The following is a 19041-nucleotide window of genomic DNA, read 5'->3' as shown; positions in this document are numbered from 1 at the left end:
CGGAGACACTTGATGAGCCACGATCTGACCACGACAGCGGGAAAGATTGCCGATTTCCGCGACCGCCAGGCGCGTGCGGAACAGCCCTCCGGCCCCGAGGCCATCGAAAAGCAGCACGCCCGCGGCAAGAACACCGCCCGTGAACGGATCGACCTGCTCCTGGACGAAGGCTCCTTCGTCGAGTTCGACGCCCTCGCCGTCCACCGCTCCACCGCGTTCGGCATGGAGAAGAAGAAGCCGCTCGGCGACGGCGTCGTTTCCGGCTACGGCACCGTGGACGGCCGCCTGGTGGCCATCTACAGCCAGGAGTTCAGCGTCTACGGCGGCTCCCTCAGCCAGGTCAACGGCGAAAAGATCGTCAAGGTCCAGGAATTCGCCCTCCGCAACGGCTGCCCGATGATCGGCATCAACGACGGCGGCGGCGCCCGCATCCAGGAAGGGGTGGCCTCCCTGGCGATGTTCGCGGACATCTTCCGCAACAACGTCCACTCCTCCGGCGTCATCCCGCAGATCTCCCTGATCATGGGCCCCTGCGCCGGCGGTGCTGCCTACTCCCCCGCCCTCACCGACTACGTGGTGATGGTGGACAAGACCTCGCACATGTTCATCACCGGCCCGGACGTCATCAAGACCGTCACCGGCGAAGACGTGGACATGGAAACCCTCGGCGGCGCCCGCCAGCACAACGCCACCACCGGTACCTCCACCTACCTGGCCAGCGACGAAGCCGATGCGATCGAGTTCGTCCGCGAACTGCTGGACTTCCTACCCTCCAACAACCTCTCCGAGGCGCCCGTGCTGGAGCACGAGCAGGAACTGGAGCTCGACGACGACGACCTCGCCCTGGACACGCTCATCCCGGACTCGGCCAACCAGCCGTACGACATGCGCAAGGTCATTGAGCAGATCGTCGACGACGCCCACTTCCTCGAGATGCAGGCCCTTTACGCCCCCAACGTCACCATCGGCTACGGCCGCATTGAAGGGCACACGGTGGGCATTGTGGCCAACCAGCCCATGCAGTTCGCCGGCACCCTGGACATCGCCGCATCGGAAAAGGCAGCGCGCTTTGTCCGCCATTGCGACGCGTTCAACATCCCCATCGTCACCCTGGTGGACGTCCCCGGCTTCCTGCCCGGCAAGGACCAGGAGTTCCAGGGCATCATCCGCCGTGGCGCCAAGCTGCTCTACGCCTACGCAGAGGCCACCGTCCCGAAGCTGACCGTCATCACCCGCAAGGCCTACGGCGGCGCCTACATCGTGATGGGTTCCAAGAAGCTGGGCGCTGACCTCAACCTGGCCTGGCCCACCGCCCAGATCGGCGTCATGGGCGCGCAGGGCGCCGTGAACATCCTGTACCGCCGCGACCTCGCCGGCGTCGCCGAATCCGGTGGCGACGTCGAGACCCGCCGCGCGGAGATCATCCAGCAGTACGAAGAGGAACTCCTCAACCCGTACCAGGCGGCAGAGCTCGGATATGTGGACGCCGTCATCGCGCCCTCCGATACCCGCGTTCAGATCATCAAGGGCCTGCGCGCCCTGCGGGACAAGCGCGCCAGCCTTCCCAGCAAGAAGCACGGGAACATCCCCCTGTGAGCACGGCTGCCATGAACCAGGACACCACGGACGCCGGAACGCCGGAGGCGCCGCTGCTTTCGGTGCTCAAGGGGGACCCGACGCCGGAAGAGCTCGCCGCGCTGACCGCCGTCGTCGCTTCGCTTTCGGCCCCCGCCGCCCCGGCGCCCGCCAAGCCGACGGTGCGCCACTGGGTACGGCAGCAGCAGCTCCGCCTGGCCCCCACCCCGGGTCCGGGCGCCTGGCGGCGCAGCAAAGGCTGAACAGCCGGAAAAGGTCCGGGGGCCCACGCCGCCGAGGGTTCCCTTTGCGAGCTTGCGAGCCAAGGGAGGCGGCGGGGAGTGTTCAGCAACCCTTTCAGGAAAGCGCGTCCGCCGATAGGCTCGTCGGGTGACTACTGAAAACACCACCCCGGCACGCTCCCGGACAGCCATTGACGCCGCAGCTGACGAGTACACCGAAACGCTCCTGGCGCTGAATCCGAGCCTGGCCACCACCCTCGGCATCCCGGGCCACGAAAGCGAGTACCAGGACTTCTCCCCGGCCGGGACGGCGGCGTTCGCCGCCGCGGCCCGCGATGCCCTGGACAAGCTCTCCGGCCTGGAGCCCGCCGACGCATCGGACGTCATCACCCTCGACGCCATGCGGGAACGGCTGGGCCTGCAGCTCGAGTTCCACGAATCCGGCTGGGACGCGGCGGAGCTGAACAACATCGCCTCCCCCGCCCAGGACATCCGTGCGATCTTCGACCTGATGCCCACGGCCACGCCGCAGGACTGGGAGCACATCGCCGGCCGCGCCGGCAACGTGCCCGGCGCCATCGAGGGCTACATCGCGTCATTGCGCGCGGCCAAGGACGCCGGAAAAGTCTCAGCCGCCCGCCAAGTGCGGATCGTTGTCGAACAGGCCGGCAAGTACGCCGCCGAAGACGGCTTCTTTGCCAAGCTCGCCGCGGACGCAACGATCGACGGCAAGCCGCTCCCGGCGGAACTGCAGGAGAAGCTCGACGCCGGTACCGCCGTCGCGCGTTCGGCTTACGCAGACCTGGCCGCCTTCCTCGAAGGGGAACTGCTTCCGCTGGCGCCCGAAAAGGACGCGGTGGGCCGCGAACGCTATGCACTCGCCTCCCGCACCTTCCTCGGCGCCACCGTTGACCTTGAAGAAACGTACGCCTGGGGCGTGCAGGAGCTGCAGCGCCTCATCGCCGAGCAGGAGCGGGTGGCGGAGCAGATCAAGCCCGGCGCCAGCATCGAGGAAGCCAAGGAGATCCTGAACAACGATCCCGCCCGCCAGATCAAGGGCACCGACGCCCTCCAGGCATGGATGCAGGAACTCTCGGACCGCGCGGTGGCCGACCTCGCCGACGTCCACTTCGACATCCCGGACGTCATGAAGACCCTGGAGTGCAAGATCGCCCCGACCGACGAGGGCGGCATCTACTACACCGGCCCTGCGGACGATTTCTCACGGCCCGGCCGGATGTGGTGGTCGGTGCCGGCCGGCGAAGACACCTTCACCACCTGGGCGGAAACCACGACGGTCTTCCACGAAGGGGTTCCCGGCCACCACCTGCAAGTGGCCACTGCCGTCTACCGCCGCGAGCTGCTGAACAACTGGCGCCGCAACATCTCCTGGGTCTCCGGGCACGGCGAAGGCTGGGCCCTGTACGCCGAGAAGCTAATGCTGGAGCTGGGCTACCTGAAGGACCCGGGCGACCACATGGGCATGTTGGACATGCAGCGGATGCGGGCCGCCCGCGTGGTCTTCGACATCGGGGTACATCTTGAGCTGGAAATCCCGGAGGCCTGGGGCAGCGGCACGTGGACACCGGAGAAGGGGTACGACTTCCTCCGCGCCAACCTGCCCATCAGCGAGGGACAGCTCAAGTTCGAGTTCACCCGCTACCTCGGCTGGCCGGGCCAGGCGCCTTCCTACAAGGTAGGCCAGCGCCTCTGGGAAGAGATCCGCACGGAGCTGGAAAAGCGGGACGGCTTCGAGCTCAAGGCCTTCCACACCGACGCCCTGAACATCGGCTCCGTGGGCCTCGACACGCTGCGCCGGGCACTGCTCGGCTGAGACATATGCCACATGGGGGGCTGGAATAACTTGAAGCTTCATTGACGTGGCGGCCAGCGCTGGTATCCCAGTGATGGCCGTCACGTTCATTTCTGCGTAATATTTCTCAACGTCTGCTCGCTCTGGTATCCCAGCTCCCTCTACGTTGTCCGGGTGAGCAAAACATCCAACCTTTCGCCGTCCGCTGGGAAGACCGCTTCCCGACTTCCCAAGTGGGCTACGTCCTTCGGCGTCCAGATCATCGCCGCCCTCATCGTCGGCCTGGTGCTCGGCCTCATCGCCAAGTACACCGGCAGCACCAAGGCGGCCCCCAACGGCCTCGGCGCCACACTGCAGACCATCGGCTCGAGCTACGTCTCGCTGCTGCAGACCGCCGTCGTCCCTCTGATCTTCACCGCCGTCGTCAGCTCCATCGCCAACCTCCGCCAAGTTTCCAACGCGGCGAAGCTCGCCTGGAACACCCTGCTCTGGTTCGCCATCACCTCCCTGATCGCCGTGCTGATCGGCATCGGCCTGGGCGTCGTCTTCCAGCCGGGCACCGGCACCGGAATCGACAGCCAGGGCGAAGCCCCGGGCAAGGTCGGCAGCTGGTGGGCCTTCCTCACCGGCCTGTTCCCCAAGAACTTCCTGGGCCTCGGCGCCAGCACGACGATTGCCGATGACGCCGTCACCACCGCGGTGAACTTCAACGTGCTGCAGATCCTGGTGATCGCGATCGCCGTCGGCGTGGCCGCCCTCAAGGTGGGCAGGCAGGCGGAACCCTTCCTGGCCTTCAACGCCTCAGCGCTGGCCGTGATCCAGAAGGTCCTGTGGTGGATCATCCGGATCGCGCCGCTGGGCACGATCGGCCTGATCGGCAACGCCGTGGCCATCTACGGCTGGGACACCATCGGCTCGCTGGGCAAGTTCACAGTGGCCATCTACGTCGGCCTGGCGCTGGTGCTGTTCGCCGTCTACCCGGTCCTGGTCCGCGCCCACGGCCTGTCCGTGAAGCAGTACTTCTCCGGCGTCTGGCCGGCCGTGCAGCTGGCGTTCGTTTCCCGTTCCTCCATCGGCACCCTGCCGCTCACGCAGCGTGTCACCGAACGCAACCTCGGCGTCCCGGGCGGCTACGCCTCCTTCGCCGTGCCCCTGGGTGCCACCACCAAGATGGACGGCTGCGCCGCAATCTACCCGGCCATCGCCGCGATCTTCGTGGCCCAGTTCTTCGGCATCAACCTGGACTTCAGCCAGTACCTGCTCATCGCCCTTGTTTCGGTCCTCGGCTCCGCCGCCACGGCAGGCACCACCGGCGCCGTGGTGATGCTGACCCTGACCCTGTCCACCCTGGGCTTGCCGCTTGCGGGCGTCGGCCTCCTGCTCTCGATCGACCCGATCCTGGACATGGGCCGCACCGCGGTCAACGTGGCCGGCCAGGCGCTCGTGCCCACCATCGTGGCCAAGCGCCAGGGCATCCTGGACGAGGAGCTGTACAACGCACCGCGTACCGGCACGGCGTTTGCGGACGAGTCCGCGGCACCGGCGGACACCCGGGACGGCGCGCCTGCGGAGGACCGCGAACTCGCGGCCGCCAAGTCCTAGCACGCCGACCCAGGGCGCGCCGTCCACAACCGCGCCGCCTTGCAGATGAATCCCCGGGAGTTCCCCGGGGATTCATCCGTTTAACGGGCGCCTGCCGGTAGGCTCGGCCCATGCTGATTGTCACCTCGAACGATATCCCCGGCCACCGCATCGACGCCGTCTTCGGCGAGGTCATGGGCCTCACGGTCCGGTCCCGGGACATCGGTTCCCAGATGCTCGCCGGCTTCCGCTCCCTGGGAGGCGGCGAACTTCCCGAAATGACCAGGGCGCTGTATGAAAGCCGCCAGGAAGTCATGGCCCGCATGGTCAGCGAGGCACAGCAGCGGGGCGCCAACGCCATTGTGGCAATGCGTTTCGACACCTCCGAGATGGGAACGAACTGGACCGAGGTGTGCGCCTACGGCACGGCCGTTTTCGCCATCCCGCTGAAGGAAGGCGAGGCCGGGGCCACGGGCCAGTCGATCTACCTGAACAGCACCGCGGGCCAGCAACAGCAGGCATAGCCCCCGCTCCCCCGGATTTAACTTGCGCAGAGTGCAAAAATGCACTTAGTGTAAATATGTGCCGTCAACTGATACCGCCAAAACGTCCCCTGACACCGCCAAGGCAGAGTCCCGCCGGGAACTGAACAAGGCCGCCACGCGCCGCGCCATCGCCGATGCCGCGCTGGTACTCCTCCGCAGCAGGGGCGCGGGCGGCTTCACGGTGGAAGACATCGCCGCCGAGGCGGGGGTGTCGCGGCGGACCTTCTTCAACTACTTCACCGGCGTCGACGCTGCGCTTGCCTCCCTGGCGGACCGCTTCCTTGACAACGTCCTGGAGCAGTTCCGCCTCCGCCCCGCGGATGAGCCGGTCCTGGAATCCGCCCGGGTTGCGCTACTGGAGCTGGCGGATCCGATGACGGCCGCCCCCATCGCCGAACTCTTCAGCCTGACGAACTCCAGCCAGGCCCTCGGACGCTGCGAGCTCGAGGCCTGGGAGCACTGCACCGAACAGATCATCGCCGCGGCCCGCGAGCGGCTGGGCGAAGGCGCCAACGAACTCGCTCTGCGGGCCATGGCCGGCTCGATCATCGCCTGCGGCAAGGCCGCGATGGGCGTCTGGTTCGAAGAACGCGGCGCCGACCTTTCCCCGGACTCCCTGGCGGTCTTCCGCCAGCACCTCGTCACCGCCGTGGGCCTGCTGGCCACCGGCTTCAACGCACCCGCCACAGCCTGACCACCCAGAACAGATCGGTTCCACCATGGCTACGTTGCTCTACCGTCTTGGCAAGTTCTCCTACCGGCACCGCTGGCTGGTGATCTCCCTCTGGCTGGCCGTCCTGGTCGCCGTGGGTGGCTCCGCCGCGGCTTTCCACGGCACCATGTCCAACAACTTCCAGATCCCGGGCACCGAGACCCAGCGGATGCTGGACAAGCTCAAGGCGGACCTGCCGGAGGCCTCCGGCGGATCCGCCGGCATCGTTTTCGAAGCGGGCTCCAGCGGCTTCGACCAGGCCGGGAAGGACGCGGTCGCAGCAGCCCTGGCCAAGCTGGAGAAACTGCCCACAGTGCAGTCCACCGTCAACCCCTTCGAAACGCAGGCCGAACTCGACAAGGCGCCCGCCGCCGTCGAACAGGGTGAAAAGCAGGCGGCAGCCGGGAACGCCCAGCTTGAGCAGGCCCGGGCGCAGCTGGCTGCCGGCGAGGCACAACTCAAGGCCGCCGAGGAGCAGATGGCGGCGGCCGGGCTGCCTGCCGCCGCGATCGACGCCCAGCTCGGCCCGCAGAAGGCCCAGCTCGCCGCGGGGAAGGCAAAGCTCGACGCCGGCCGGAAGCAGGCCGCCGAGGGCGCCGAAAAGCTCGCCCTGGCCAAGCGCCAGCTTCAGGCTTCCGAGGGCATGCGCTTCGTGTCCGAGGACAGCAGGGCCGCGATCGCCCAGGTCCAGTTCAAGACCTCCATCAACGCCCTCACCCCTGCCGACCGCCAGGAAGTCCAGGACATCTCGCACGAGGTCTCCTCCGCCGGGGTAACGGCATTGGCCAGCAAGGAAATCACCGAGGACGTCTCGCAGCTGTTCGGCGTCGCCGAGATCGTCGGCATCGCCGTCGCCGCCCTGGCACTGATCGTGATGCTCGGCACCCTGATCGCCGCAGGCCTGCCGCTGCTCATGGCCCTGGTCGGCGTGGCCGTCGGCGTGGGCGGAACCTTCGCCCTCACCGGCGTCATCGACATGAGCTCCATCTCCCCGATGCTCGCCCTCATGCTCGGCCTGGCCGTGGGCATCGACTATTCCCTGTTCATCGTCAACCGGCACCGCGGCCAACTGCTCGCCGGCATGGACCCGGAGGAATCCGCGGCCCTCGCCACCGGCACCTCGGGCAACGCCGTACTGTTCGCCGGCCTCACCGTGGTCATCGCCCTGGCAGCCCTGGTGGTCCCCGGCCTGCCCTTCCTGGCCGTGATGGGCCTCTCCGCCGCCGCCACGGTGGCGGTCGCCGTCGTCGTTTCCCTCACCCTGACCCCGGCGGTCCTCTCGCTGATTGGTCCCCGCCTGATCTCCAGGCGCGCCTGGGCGAAGGCCGCCAGGCACAACGCCGAGCCCGGCCACGAGAGCGCGGACCGGGCCGCCGATGCGGCCAAGAGCAACCGCGGCTGGGGCGGGCTGGTGACCCGCCATCCTGTCTGGTCGCTGCTCGCCGGCGTCGTACTGCTCGGCGTCCTCGCCCTGCCGGCCTCCCAGCTGCGGCTGGCGCTGCCCGACGGCGGCTCCGAACCTGTCGAGTCCCAGGCCTTCCAGGCCTACGACCTCACCCGCAAGAGCTTCGGCGAAGGCGTCACCGGACCGATCGTGGTGGTGGGCGAGCTGCCCGGCGGGCTCAGCGACAGCGAAGCGGTGAACAAGCAGCTGGACGTTGCCGAGGAACTCCGGAGCGTGGACAAGGTGGTGGCAGCCGTGCCGGTCGCATTGAGCCCGGCCACCGGAAGCGACGGACACCGCACCGCCGTGTTCCAAGTGATCCCGCAGGATGGGCCGGCCAGCGAGAGCACCGTCCACGTGGTCTCCGAACTCCGCGCCAAGGGCAGCGACATCGCCGCCGATACCGGGGTCACCATCGGCCTGACCGGGCAGACGGCCGGCAACGTGGACGTGTCCGAAAAGCTCGGCGCGGCCTTGCCGCCCTACTTGGCGATCGTCGTCGGGCTGTCAGTGATCCTGTTGCTGCTTGTGTTCCGCTCGGTGGTGGTCCCGTTGCTGGCCACCGGCGGCTTCCTGCTCTCGCTGGCCGCGGCCTTCGGCGCCGTGGTCGCCGTGTACCAGTGGGGTTGGCTGGGCGCCGTATTCGACGTCGCGAATCCCGGCGCCGTGCTGAGCTTCCTGCCGATCATCCTGATCGGTGTGCTGTTCGGCCTGGCGATGGACTACCAGGTCTTCATCACCTCGGGCATGCGGGAATCGTACATGCACGGCGAGAACGCCAGGCAGGCGGTGCGCAGCGGCTTCAGCCACGCCGCCGCCGTGGTCACCGCCGCCGCGATCATCATGGTGAGCGTATTCGCCGGCTTCATCTTCTCCCACCTGACCATGGTCCGGCCGCTTGGCTTCGCGATGGCGTTCGGTGTGCTGGTGGATGCGTTCGTGGTCCGCATGACGATCCTGCCCGCCGCGATGTACCTGCTCGGCGAGAAGGCGTGGTGGCTGCCGCGCTGGCTGGACCGGGTGCTGCCGGACGTGGACGTCGAAGGCGCCTCGCTTGAGCGGGCCGGGGCCCGGGCAGGTGCCCCGGACGACGCCGGCGAAGCGAAGGAACTGGTGCCCTGAGCTTGCCTGAATTGGCCTCGACGCGCTGCCGGATCAGGAGGAGGATTAAGAGGCAGTCACCAAAAGGAGGTCTGTAATGTGCTACCCGTACAGCAAGGATTTCCGCTGGGACACCAAGAAAGATGCCTCGCGGGAAACCGAAGAGCGCAAGGAACCACACGTTGACGCGAAGGGCACCTTCTGGGCCTTCCCGCGCCGGCGCCGCGATTTCTCCGCCCCGCGTGAACCGGTCATCGACCGCAGCCGCGAGCGGGTGTAGCCGCTGAAAGGAAGGAACGTCCCGCACGGGCGTTCCTTCCTTTTGCGTTGCCGGCAGCGCGGTCGGTAAAGCGTCCAGCGCGTCCTCCGGCGCCTTCCGGCAGCGGATACCCTTGAATCCGTGACCCGACTTATCCTGGCCTCCCAGTCCCCCGCCCGCACCAAGCTCCTCACGGAGGCCGGCATCCGGCACGAAATCCTCGTGTCCGACGTCGACGAGGACGCCGTCCAGGCGCGCTACGGGGTCACCGATCCGCACGACACCGCCCTGCTGCTGGCGCGCGCCAAGGCCGAGGCCGTCGCGGCGCTGCCCGAGGCCGAAGGTGCCCTGGTGATCGGCTGCGATTCGGTCTTCGAGTTCGACGGCGAGGCGCACGGCAAGCCGTACACCGCCGAGGTCGCCAAGGAGCGCATGCTCCGCATGAGCGGTTCCTCCGGGGTACTGCACACCGGACACTGGCTGGTGGACTGCCGCGAAACTGCCGCCGACGTCGAGGACGGGGAAAGTGCCGACGGCACCGGGGCGACCCTTGGCGCGGTCTCCAGCGCCGAAGTGCACTTCACGCCGATGAGCGAGGCCGAGGTGGACGCCTACATCGCCACGGGGGAACCGCTGCACTGCGCGGGCTCCTTCACCATCGACGGGCTGGGCGGGGCGTTCATCCGCAAGGTCGACGGGGACCCGCACGCCGTCGTCGGGCTGTCCGTCTCCACGCTGCGCGAACTGCTCGGCCAGGCACGGGTGGGCATCACCGAGCTGTGGGCCCTGGACGGGGACCCGGCCGGTTTGTAGCAACCCTACAAAGAGGAGGCGCCGCACGCACGGATTCCCCCACCAATATGGGCGGAACCCTCCCAATCACGCTAGTCTCCTTTGAGGACAGAAGGAGTCATGTTGACAGCACAGCCGGCGCAGCCCGTTTCGAACTCGATCACCAAGGTACTGGTGGCCAACCGCGGTGAGATCGCGGTCCGCATTATCCGTGCAGCCCGCGACGAAGGCCTGGCCTCCGTGGCTGTATACGCTGACCCGGACCGGGACGCCCTGCACGTCCAACTGGCGGATGAGGCTTACGCCCTGGGCGGCAACACCGCCGCCGAGTCGTACCTCGTCATCGACAAGCTGATCGACGTCGCCAAGCAGTCCGGCGCCGACGCCATCCACCCCGGCTACGGCTTCCTGGCCGAGAACGCCGAATTCGCCGGCCGCGTGATCGAGGCGGGCATCACCTGGATCGGCCCCTCCCCCGAAGCCATCGACGCCCTCGGCGACAAGGCGAAGGCAAAGCACATCGCCCTGGCCGCCGGCGCCCCGCTGGCACCGGGCCTCAAGGATCCCGTCAAGGACGCCAACGAGATCGTCGCCTTCGCCCAGGAGTATGGCCTCCCGGTGGCCATCAAAGCCGTCTACGGTGGCGGCGGCCGTGGCCTCAAGGTCGCCCGCACCCTTGAAGAGATCCCCGAACTCTACGAATCCGCAGTCCGCGAGGCCCTGGCCGCCTTCGGACGCGGTGAGTGCCTCGTAGAAAAGTTCCTGGACTCTCCCCGCCACGTCGAAACCCAGTGCCTGGCCGACGCCCACGGCAACGTCGTCGTCGTCTCCACCCGAGACTGCTCCCTGCAGCGCCGCAACCAGAAACTCGTGGAGGAAGCCCCGGCGCCCTTCCTCTCCGAAGAGCAGAACCGCCGGCTGTACGAATCGTCCAAGGCCATCCTGAAGGAAGCCGGCTACCTTGGCGCGGGCACCTGCGAGTTCCTGGTGGGCCAGGACGGCACCATCTCCTTCCTCGAAGTCAACACCCGCCTGCAGGTGGAGCACTGCGTGTCCGAGGAAGTCACCGGAATCGACCTGGTCCGTGAGCAGTTCCGCCTGGCCCGCGGCGAAGAACTCGGCTACGGCGACCCGGAAGTACGCGGCCACTCCTTCGAATTCCGCATCAACGGCGAGGACGCGGGCCGCAACTTCATGCCCGCCCCCGGCACCGTGGAGACCCTCCGCTACCCCACTGGCCCCGGCATCCGCGTGGACTCCGGCATCCAGGCCGGCGAGGTGATCAGCGGCAACTTCGACTCGATGCTGGCCAAGCTCGTGGTCACCGGCTCCAGCCGCAAGCAGGCCCTCGAACGCTCCCGCCGCGCCCTGGCCGAGCTGGAAATCACCGGCATGCCCACTGTCACGCCGTTCCACCGTACGGTGGTGTCCGACCCCGCCTTCGCCCCCGCGGAAGGCCCGTTCTCGGTCCACACCCGCTGGATCGAAACTGAGTTCGTCAACGACATCCCGGCCTGGTCGGGTGCCACCTCCTCCGCTGAAGCCCCCGACGCCGGTGAGCGCCAGCGCTTCGTCGTCGAGGTGGGCGGCAAGCGGCTTGAGGTCGCCCTCCCGGCGGGGCTCGGAGCCGTCGCCGTGAACGGCGCCACGCCGAAGGCCGGCAAAGCCAAGAAGCGCGCCGCCCGCGGCGCCGGTGCGTCCAGCGCGGCCGCCGGCGGCAATGCGCTGACCTCCCCGATGCAGGGAACCATCGTCAAGGTGGCCGTGTCCGACGGCGACGTGGTGGCCGAAGGCGACCTGATTGTGGTGCTCGAAGCCATGAAGATGGAGCAGCCGCTCACCGCCCACCGCGCCGGCACCATCCACGGCTTGGTTTCCCAGGCCGGCGAGACGGTGTCCGCCGGCGCTGTGATCGCCACGATCGAAGACTAGTTCGCGAGGGCCCCTTGGCGGGCCAGCGACCGACATGAAAAGGCTCCGGCCCCGCACCATGTGGTGCAGGGCCGGAGCCTTTCGCTGTTGCCGGGTGGCTTCCCCGACGACTGTCAGGCGACGTTGTTCTCGTAGTCCGTGTCCTTGGTTTCCCGGGTCAGCCAGAGCGCAATGAAGGTGATTACCGCTGCAACTGCCATGTAAGCGCCAACCAGCCACGTACTTCCGTTGGCCGCAGACCAGAGTGCGATGGCAACAAATCCCGCGGGAGCCGCGCCAATCATGGACGAGAGGTTGTATGCCACTGCCGAACCCGTGTAGCGGACGTTTGCGGGGAACAGTTCAGGCAGGATGGCCGCCATGGGTCCGAAGGTCAGGCCCATGAGGGTGAAGCCAACAATCAGGCCGACCATCGCGGCGGCCTGGCCCGGGCCGAACATCGTGAACCAAAGCGCACCGAACACGAAAATGCCGGCTGTGACGCCGAGCAGGAACTTCCGGCGGCCCCACTTTTCGGCCAGCGGACCGGAGACCACGGTGAAGATACCGAAGAAGACAACGCCGAAGATCAGCATCCAGAGGAAGTCGGACCGGCTGATGCCCAAACCGGGGACAAACGCCGCGACCTGCTCGGCCGTCATGGGCTTGCCGGCTTTCTCGGCCGCTGCCTGCGCGCCAGCCAGGGTGGGCTTGGTGCCATAGGACAGGGTGAACGTGGTCATGATGTAGAAGAGCACGTAGGTGGCCAGCATGATGAAGGTGCCGGCGAGCACCGGCCGCCAGTGGTTCTTGACCGTTGCGGCCAGGGGCAGCTTCTGGACCTTTTCCTGGACGATCACCTTGGTGAAGGACGCGCTTTCCACCAGCTTCAAGCGGACGTAAAGGCCCACGATGACCAGAACCGCGCTGAGCAGGAACGGAACGCGCCAGCCCCAGGCAAGGAACTCTTCGGGGCTCAGGGTCACGTTCATCCAGATGAAGATCACGTTGGCGATGATGAACCCGATTGGAGCACCCAGTTGCGGGAACGTGCCGTAAATTGCGCGCTTGCCCTCGGGCGCGTTCTCGGTGGCCAGCAGGGCCGCGCCGGACCACTCCCCGCCCAAAGCCAGGCCCTGGAAGAATCGCAGCACCACCAGCAGGACCGGCGCCAGGATCGCCCACCCAGCCATGGAGGCCGTGGGCAGCAGCCCGATGAGGAAGGTCGCAATACCCATGGTCAACAGGGAAGCAACCAGCGTGCCCTTGCGACCGATCTTGTCACCGAAGTGCCCGAAGACCACTGCCCCGATAGGACGGGCGAAGAAGGCAACGCCGAAGATGGCGAAGGCGCTAAGCAGCGCGTTGATGTCAGTGGCATCGGGGAAGAAAAGCTTGGGAAAGACGAGCACCGACGCGGTGGCGTAGGCGTAGAAGTCGTAGAACTCGATCGTCGTGCCGATCAGGCTCGCGAAGATCACCTTGCCCCGCGAGTTCACTGGCTGAGTGGACTCGCCTTCCTTGGATGTAGCGGTGGACGACATGTAGTAGCAGCTTTCGTTCACACCGGTCCGGCGCCTGCGGCCTGCCCGGCAAGTTTATTGAGGGTTCAAGAATAGTTCCGGCTATCCACTGAATGGACATTCGGTCCGGAATATGGACCTTTTGGAACATCCCACAATGTGGTCAACGCCACACTAACCCTCACCGCTTCTCACGCGGCCCCGACACCCTCGGATAGGCAAATGTCACAGCACGTTTACACACCGCGCCGGTCGCCGAAACGAGCCCTCCCTAACTTGGAAGTACCTAGTCCCCCCAAGGAGGCATCCCGTGACTGTCGAACAAAGCGCACAGACCCAAGGCAACGAGGCCACCAAACTTTCAGTACCCGTACTTGAACATCGCCCCGGCCGCTGGATCGCGAATTGGGACGCAGAGAACAAGGGCCAATGGGAGGCCGAAGGCCGTTCCATCGCCAAGCGCAACCTGTACTGGTCCATCTTCGCCGAGTTCCTGGGCTTCGTGGTCTGGCAGCTCTGGTCGATCGTGGTGGTCCAGCTCCCCGGCGCCGGATTCAAGCTCAGCACCTCGGAAATCTTCTGGCTCATCTCCATGCCAAGCCTGGTCGGAGCGACCCTGCGCATCCCGTACACCTTCATGGTCCCGAAGTTCGGCGGCCGCAACTGGACCATCATCTCCGCGCTGCTCCTGCTGATCCCCTCCGTCGGCCTGGCCATGTGCGTCTCCAACCCGCAGACCCCGTTCGGCGTGATGCTCCTGGTGGCGGCCCTCGCAGGCTTCGGCGGCGGCAACTTCGCCAGCTCCATGGCGAACATCACCTTCTTCTACCCCGCCCGCGAAAAGGGCTGGGCGCTGGGCCTGAACGCCGCCGGCGGAAACATGGGTGCCGCCGTCGCACAGTTGGTGGTCCCGATCGCCGTGACCCTGCTCGCCGCGGGTACCGCGAACCTGCCGCTCGCCGGCCTGATCTGGGTTCCGTTCATCCTGCTGGCCGCCTTCGGCGCCTGGAAGTACATGAACAACCTCACCAGCGCCAAGGGTGACGTGGCCGGTTCCATCGCGGCCCTGAAGGAACCGCACCTGTGGATCATGGCGTTCCTGTACATCGGCACCTTCGGTTCATTCATCGGCTTCGCCGGTGTCTTCCCGAAGCTCATCAAGGACTACTTCCCGGACTTCTCCGCCATCCACGTCGGCGCCGTCGCGCTCTCCCTGGCATTCCTCGGCCCGCTGGTCGGCTCCCTGGCACGGCCCTACGGCGGACGCATGGCAGACCGCCGCGGCGGGGCCAGGATGACCGTCGCCTCCTTCACCGCCATGGCGATCATCACCCTCACCATGATCTGGACCCTGCCGCTGAAGAATTTCTGGCTCTTCCTGGTGCTGTTCCTGTTCCTCTTCGTTGCCAGTGGCTTCGGAAACGGTGCAACCTACCGCATGATCCCGGTCATCTTCGCCACCTCCAGCCGCGCAGCCCGCAACGGCGCCTCCCCCGCAGCCACCCAGCGGCTCGCCTCCTCCTCCCTCGGCCTGATCTCCGCGATCGGCGCCTACGGCGGCTTCGTGATCCCCCAGGTGCTGAACGCGTCCAACACGGCTTCCGGTTCCTACACCCCGGCCTTCTACGGTTTCGTTGCGGCCTACGTAGTCATGCTCACCGTCTGCTGGACCTTCTATCTGCGGAAAGCCAAGAACACCTCGATGGGTCACATCTGACATGTCCTCCGGTACCGCCACCCACTGCCCGTACTGCGCCCTCCAGTGCGCGATGACCCTGTCCCCGGCCGCCAAGCCGGGGGCGGGGTTCCCGGCCGCGGACGTCCCGACGCCTGGACTCCCGACGCCGGGCGGCCCCGCCGCGTCCGCCGCTCCCCTCCTGGAGGTGGCCGGCCGCGAGTTCCCCACTAACCGGGGCGGGCTGTGCCGCAAGGGCTGGACCTCGGCGGCACTGCTGGGTCACGCGGGCCGGGTCACCGAGCCCCTGCTCAAGGGCTCCGACGGAGTGCACCAGCCGATCAGCTGGGAACAGGCCCTGATGCTCGTCGCGGCGGCGGTCAAGGACAGCTGGGCACGCCACGGGCACGATTCGGTGGGCGTTTTCGGCAGCGGCGGCCTCACCAACGAAAAGGCCTACCAGTTGGGCAAGTTCGCCCGGCTGGCCCTGCGCACCTCGCGCATCGACTACAACGGCCGCTTCTGCATGTCCTCGGCTGCGGCGGCCGGAAACCGGGCCTTCGGCGTGGACCGCGGCCTGCCCTTCCCCGTGGAAGACCTCGATTCGGCGTCCGTGATCCTGCTGCTCGGTTCGAACGTGGCCGAAACCATGCCGCCGTTCGTCCAGCACCTGCAGGGCGCGCGCGACGCCGGCGGGCTGATCGTGGTGGACCCGCGACGGTCGGCCACCGCGGCGTTCACGGGCAACGGCGGCGGCATCCACCTGCAACCCCTCCCAGGCACGGACCTCGCCCTGATCCTGGGCATCTCCCATGTGGTGGTCCACGAAGGCCTCGCAGACACCGCGTTCCTTGAAGGCCGGACCAACGGGCACAAGGCCGTGCTGCGCAGCCTCAACGCATTCTGGCCCGAGCGCGTACAGTCCATCACCGGCGTTCCCGCCACCCTGATCCGCGAAACCGCGCGCCGCCTGGCCAGGAGCGCCCGCCTCGCCAAGGACGAGGGCCGCGGCGGCTGCTACATCCTCAGCGGCCGCGGTGTGGAGCAGCACGTGGACGGCACCGACACCGCAACCGCGGCGATCAACCTCAGCCTGCTGCTGGGCCTGCCCGGCTCCGCACGCAGCGGCTACGGCACCCTCACCGGCCAAGGCAACGGGCAGGGCGGCCGCGAACACGGCCAGAAGGCGGACCAGCTTCCCGGCTACCGGAAGATCACCGACCCCGCCGCCCGCACCCACATGGCGAAGGTGTGGGGCGTGGACGAATCCCTGATCCCCGGTGCTGGGCTGCCCGCCGTCGAATTCCTGAAGTCCCTGGGACAGCCCGACGGCGTCCGCTGCCTTTTCGTGCACGGCGCCAATGTGGCGGTCTCCGCCCCGGACGCCGGCGCCGTGATCGCGGGACTGCGCAGCCTGGACTTCCTGGTGGTCTGCGACTTCTTCATGTCCGAGACCGCCGCCGAAGCGGACCTGGTGCTCCCCGTAGCCCAATGGGCCGAAGAGGAAGGCACCATGACCAACCTCGAAGGCCGCGTCATCCGGCGCCGCCGCGCGCTGACCCCGCCCCCGGGAGTCCGCACCGAACTATGGCTGATGACCCGGCTTGCCGAACTGCTCGAGGCACCCTCCACCTTCAGCGACGACCCCCGCACCGTCTTCGAGGAATTGCGCCTGGCCTCCGCCGGCGGGCTGGCCGACTACTCCGGCATCGACTACGACATGCTCGACGCCGGCGAAGCCGCCTACTGGCCCTACCCGGCCGGCGGCAAAGGCACGCCGCGGCTCTTCGCCGAAGGGTTCGCGCACGCCGACGGCCGCGCCGCCATGGTCGCCGTCACGCCCTCGAAGCGTGCGCAGCGCAGCTTCGCCAGTGCCTCCGAGCCGGAGTCCCTGGCCCTGGCCACCGGCCGCCTGCTGGAGCACTACCAGTCCGGGGCCCAGACCCGCCGGGTCGCCGAACTCTCGGCGTCCCAGCCCGAAGCCCGGCTGCAGCTGCACCCCGAGACGGCGGCCCGCCGGGGCATCGCCGACGGCGGGCTGGTGACCGTCAGCAACGAACGCGGCGAGGTCCAGGTCCGGGCCGAGGTGAGCACCGCGATCCGGCCGGACACCGTGTTCCTGCCCTTCCACTTCCCCGGCGCCGGCAGCGCCAACCGCCTCACCGAGGCCGCCACAGACCCCATCTCCGGCATGCCGGAATTCAAGACCAGCCGGGTATGGGTCCGGTCCGCCGCGGCGGTCCCGGAACCGGCCCTGGCCGCAACAGCTGTGTCATCGCACCGCAAGGAGGAATCATGAGCGAGCGCGTCGTCGTCGTTGGTTTCGGGCCCGTAGCAGCCCGCCTGGTGGAGGGCCTCCTCCCGGCGGTGCGCCGAGGCAGCGTGAACCTCATGGTCCTCGGCCAGGAAACCGAGGCCGCCTACAACCGGGTGATGGTCGCCGAACTCGGTGTCGGGCGCAGCACCGCGGAAGCCCTCGCAATTGCCGACGCCGCCGAACTCATTGCCGAAGGCGTGGACGTGCGGCTCGGCGTCACCGTCAAGCGGGTGGACCGGGCCCGGCAGCGGCTGGTGCTCTCGGACGGCAGCACGGAGGGCTACGAGCGTCTCGTGTTCGCCACCGGTGCCCGTCCCGTGATCCCGAACCTCACCGGCATCAACCCGGATCCGGCGCACCCCGTGCTGCCCGCCGGGGTCACCGCCCTCCGCGACCTCCGCGATGCCGCCATGCTGCACCGTGCGGTGACCGCCCGCCAGCGCGTGGTGGTGCTGGGCGGCGGCGTCCTCGGCCTGGAGACGGCGCTTGCCGCGGCCGAAGAAGGCGCACAGACCACCGTGGTGCACAGCGGGCCCCACCCGATGGGCCGGAACATCGACCGCGGCGGCGGCGCCGTGCTGAACGCCGCGCTGCGCACCGCCGGCGTCTCGGTGGTGAGCAACGCCCGCTCCACCGCCGTCGAGCACAACGGCCCGGACGGCAACTTCTCCGCGCTGCTGCTCGACGACGGCTCCCGGATCGAAGGCGATCTGCTGCTGCTTTCCTGCGGAGTGCGGCCGCGGATCGAACTGGCCGAAGGCTGCGGCCTTCCGGTTGCGGCCGGCATCCTGGTCGACCACCGGCTCCGCACCCACCACGAACCGCACATGTTCGCCATCGGCGACTGCGCCGAAGTCCGCTGCGGGTCCTCCGGGTGCCCGGACTGCAAAGGTGCCACCGCGCCGTCGGGCCTGGTCGGTCCGGGATGGCGGCAGGCCGAATGGCTGGCGGGTTACCTGGAAGCCCTTGCCGAAGACGGCCAGGAGGCAGCGGACAGCCTGCCGCCGCTGGCAAAGGAACCGCCCGGCGTCGTGGTCCTGAAGGCGCGCGGCATCAACCTGGCGGTCGCCGGCGACAACTCCGCTGAACCGTGGGATGACATTCTCTGTCCCTCTCCCGACGGGCTGCCGCACGATCGGCTACAACACAGGGAAGTGGCCCAGTGGGCGGATCCCGGCCACGGCCGCTACGTCAAGATGACCACCCGCGGCGGGGTCCTGCAGGGGCTGGTATCCGTGGGGATGCCGCGTACCGCCGCCGAACTGGTGGTCCTGTTCGAACGCGGCGCCGAGCTCCCGGCCGACCGTTCGCTGCTGCTGCGCCTGGACGGCACCGACCAGCCCGCCGGCGCCAACAACGACCCCGCGCGCACGGTCTGCCGTTGTGCAGGCGTCAGCGGGGCCGCGATCGAGGAGTCCGTGGCGTCCGGCTGTTCTTCGGTGCCCGAGGTGTCCAAGGCAACCCGGGCCGGGACCGGCTGCGGCGGCTGCCACGAGGACATCAAGGGGATCATCGAAAAACATTTCCAAGGGGCCGTAGCGGCGTAGTGCC

General features: G+C 67.9%; 14 protein-coding genes. 13 read left to right on the top strand and 1 reads right to left on the bottom strand.

Going from position 1 to position 19041, the window contains the following annotated elements:
• The first annotated feature begins 12 nt into the window (after positions 1-12).
• The 10 genes from BLP88_RS02205 to BLP88_RS02160 all read left to right on the top strand — a co-directional run bounded on the left by BLP88_RS02205 (position 13) and on the right by BLP88_RS02160 (position 11996).
• On the top strand, positions 13-1596 hold the full coding sequence (locus BLP88_RS02205; protein WP_074586495.1) for an acyl-CoA carboxylase subunit beta: 1584 nt from the start codon (positions 13-15) through the stop codon (positions 1594-1596).
• Between the two features lie 11 nt (positions 1597-1607).
• On the top strand, positions 1608-1838 hold the full coding sequence (locus BLP88_RS02200) for an acyl-CoA carboxylase subunit epsilon (protein ID WP_074586655.1): 231 nt from the start codon (positions 1608-1610) through the stop codon (positions 1836-1838).
• A gap of 127 nt (positions 1839-1965) precedes the next feature.
• On the top strand, positions 1966-3651 hold the full coding sequence (locus BLP88_RS02195) for a DUF885 domain-containing protein (RefSeq protein ID WP_074586494.1): 1686 nt from the start codon (positions 1966-1968) through the stop codon (positions 3649-3651).
• Positions 3652-3804: 153 nt separating this feature from the next.
• Complete coding sequence (locus tag BLP88_RS02190; protein ID WP_074586485.1) at positions 3805-5232, top strand: dicarboxylate/amino acid:cation symporter; 1428 nt, start codon at positions 3805-3807, stop codon at positions 5230-5232.
• 110 nt (positions 5233-5342) lie between these two features.
• Positions 5343-5735 (top strand): YbjQ family protein, encoded by a 393-nt coding sequence (locus BLP88_RS02185; protein ID WP_074586483.1) that lies wholly within the window; start codon positions 5343-5345, stop codon positions 5733-5735.
• A gap of 58 nt (positions 5736-5793) precedes the next feature.
• Positions 5794-6450 (top strand): TetR/AcrR family transcriptional regulator, encoded by a 657-nt coding sequence (locus BLP88_RS02180; RefSeq protein ID WP_074586482.1) that lies wholly within the window; start codon positions 5794-5796, stop codon positions 6448-6450.
• A gap of 25 nt (positions 6451-6475) precedes the next feature.
• Entirely contained in the window at positions 6476-9034 is a 2559-nt protein-coding gene (locus BLP88_RS02175; RefSeq protein WP_074586480.1) for an MMPL family transporter, read from the top strand.
• Between the two features lie 76 nt (positions 9035-9110).
• A complete protein-coding gene (locus tag BLP88_RS02170; RefSeq protein WP_074586478.1) occupies positions 9111-9293 on the top strand; it encodes a hypothetical protein in 183 nt (60 codons plus the stop codon).
• Between the two features lie 120 nt (positions 9294-9413).
• Entirely contained in the window at positions 9414-10085 is a 672-nt protein-coding gene (locus tag BLP88_RS02165; protein WP_074586476.1) for a Maf family protein, read from the top strand.
• Positions 10086-10184: 99 nt separating this feature from the next.
• Positions 10185-11996 (top strand): acetyl/propionyl/methylcrotonyl-CoA carboxylase subunit alpha, encoded by a 1812-nt coding sequence (locus BLP88_RS02160; RefSeq protein ID WP_074586474.1) that lies wholly within the window; start codon positions 10185-10187, stop codon positions 11994-11996.
• 113 nt (positions 11997-12109) lie between these two features.
• On the opposite strand, the gene BLP88_RS02155 is transcribed toward BLP88_RS02160, so the two are convergent.
• Entirely contained in the window at positions 12110-13519 is a 1410-nt protein-coding gene (locus BLP88_RS02155) for an MFS transporter (protein WP_074586654.1), read from the bottom strand.
• A gap of 289 nt (positions 13520-13808) precedes the next feature.
• Here BLP88_RS02155 and BLP88_RS02150 point away from each other — a divergent pair, with 289 nt between their 5' ends.
• The 3 genes from BLP88_RS02150 to BLP88_RS02140 are packed head-to-tail and all read left to right on the top strand — an operon-like array spanning position 13809 to position 19037.
• Positions 13809-15215 carry an MFS transporter gene (locus BLP88_RS02150; RefSeq protein WP_074586473.1) on the top strand — a complete coding sequence of 469 codons (1407 nt, stop codon included), beginning with the start codon at positions 13809-13811 and terminating at the stop codon, positions 15213-15215.
• Position 15216: 1 nt separating this feature from the next.
• Positions 15217-17472: a molybdopterin oxidoreductase family protein gene (locus BLP88_RS02145; protein ID WP_074586472.1), complete on the top strand. Its 2256-nt coding sequence runs from the start codon at positions 15217-15219 to the stop codon at positions 17470-17472.
• Positions 17469-19037 carry an FAD-dependent oxidoreductase gene (locus BLP88_RS02140; protein ID WP_074586471.1) on the top strand — a complete coding sequence of 523 codons (1569 nt, stop codon included), beginning with the start codon at positions 17469-17471 and terminating at the stop codon, positions 19035-19037. Before BLP88_RS02145 ends, BLP88_RS02140 begins: the two co-directional genes overlap by 4 nt.
• Positions 19038-19041: the final 4 nt, after the last annotated feature.

The organism is Arthrobacter cupressi (assembly GCF_900099975.1).
GTDB classification, from domain to species: Bacteria; Actinomycetota; Actinomycetes; order Actinomycetales; family Micrococcaceae; genus Arthrobacter; species Arthrobacter cupressi.
The sequence above is the reverse complement of the archived record's forward strand: the minus strand, read 5'-3'. Positions and strand labels throughout refer to the sequence as shown.

Coding starts and splice junctions, on each gene's coding strand:
- BLP88_RS02140 (WP_074586471.1), top strand. CDS start 17,469: ATGAGCGAGCGCGTCGTCGTCGTTGGTTTCGGGCCCGTAGCAGCCCGC.
- BLP88_RS02155 (WP_074586654.1), bottom strand. CDS start 13,519: ATGTCGTCCACCGCTACATCCAAGGAAGGCGAGTCCACTCAGCCAGTG.
- BLP88_RS02160 (WP_074586474.1), top strand. CDS start 10,185: ATGTTGACAGCACAGCCGGCGCAGCCCGTTTCGAACTCGATCACCAAG.
- BLP88_RS02200 (WP_074586655.1), top strand. CDS start 1,608: ATGAACCAGGACACCACGGACGCCGGAACGCCGGAGGCGCCGCTGCTT.
- BLP88_RS02175 (WP_074586480.1), top strand. CDS start 6,476: ATGGCTACGTTGCTCTACCGTCTTGGCAAGTTCTCCTACCGGCACCGC.
- BLP88_RS02205 (WP_074586495.1), top strand. CDS start 13: ATGAGCCACGATCTGACCACGACAGCGGGAAAGATTGCCGATTTCCGC.
- BLP88_RS02170 (WP_074586478.1), top strand. CDS start 9,111: ATGTGCTACCCGTACAGCAAGGATTTCCGCTGGGACACCAAGAAAGAT.
- BLP88_RS02145 (WP_074586472.1), top strand. CDS start 15,217: ATGTCCTCCGGTACCGCCACCCACTGCCCGTACTGCGCCCTCCAGTGC.
- BLP88_RS02185 (WP_074586483.1), top strand. CDS start 5,343: ATGCTGATTGTCACCTCGAACGATATCCCCGGCCACCGCATCGACGCC.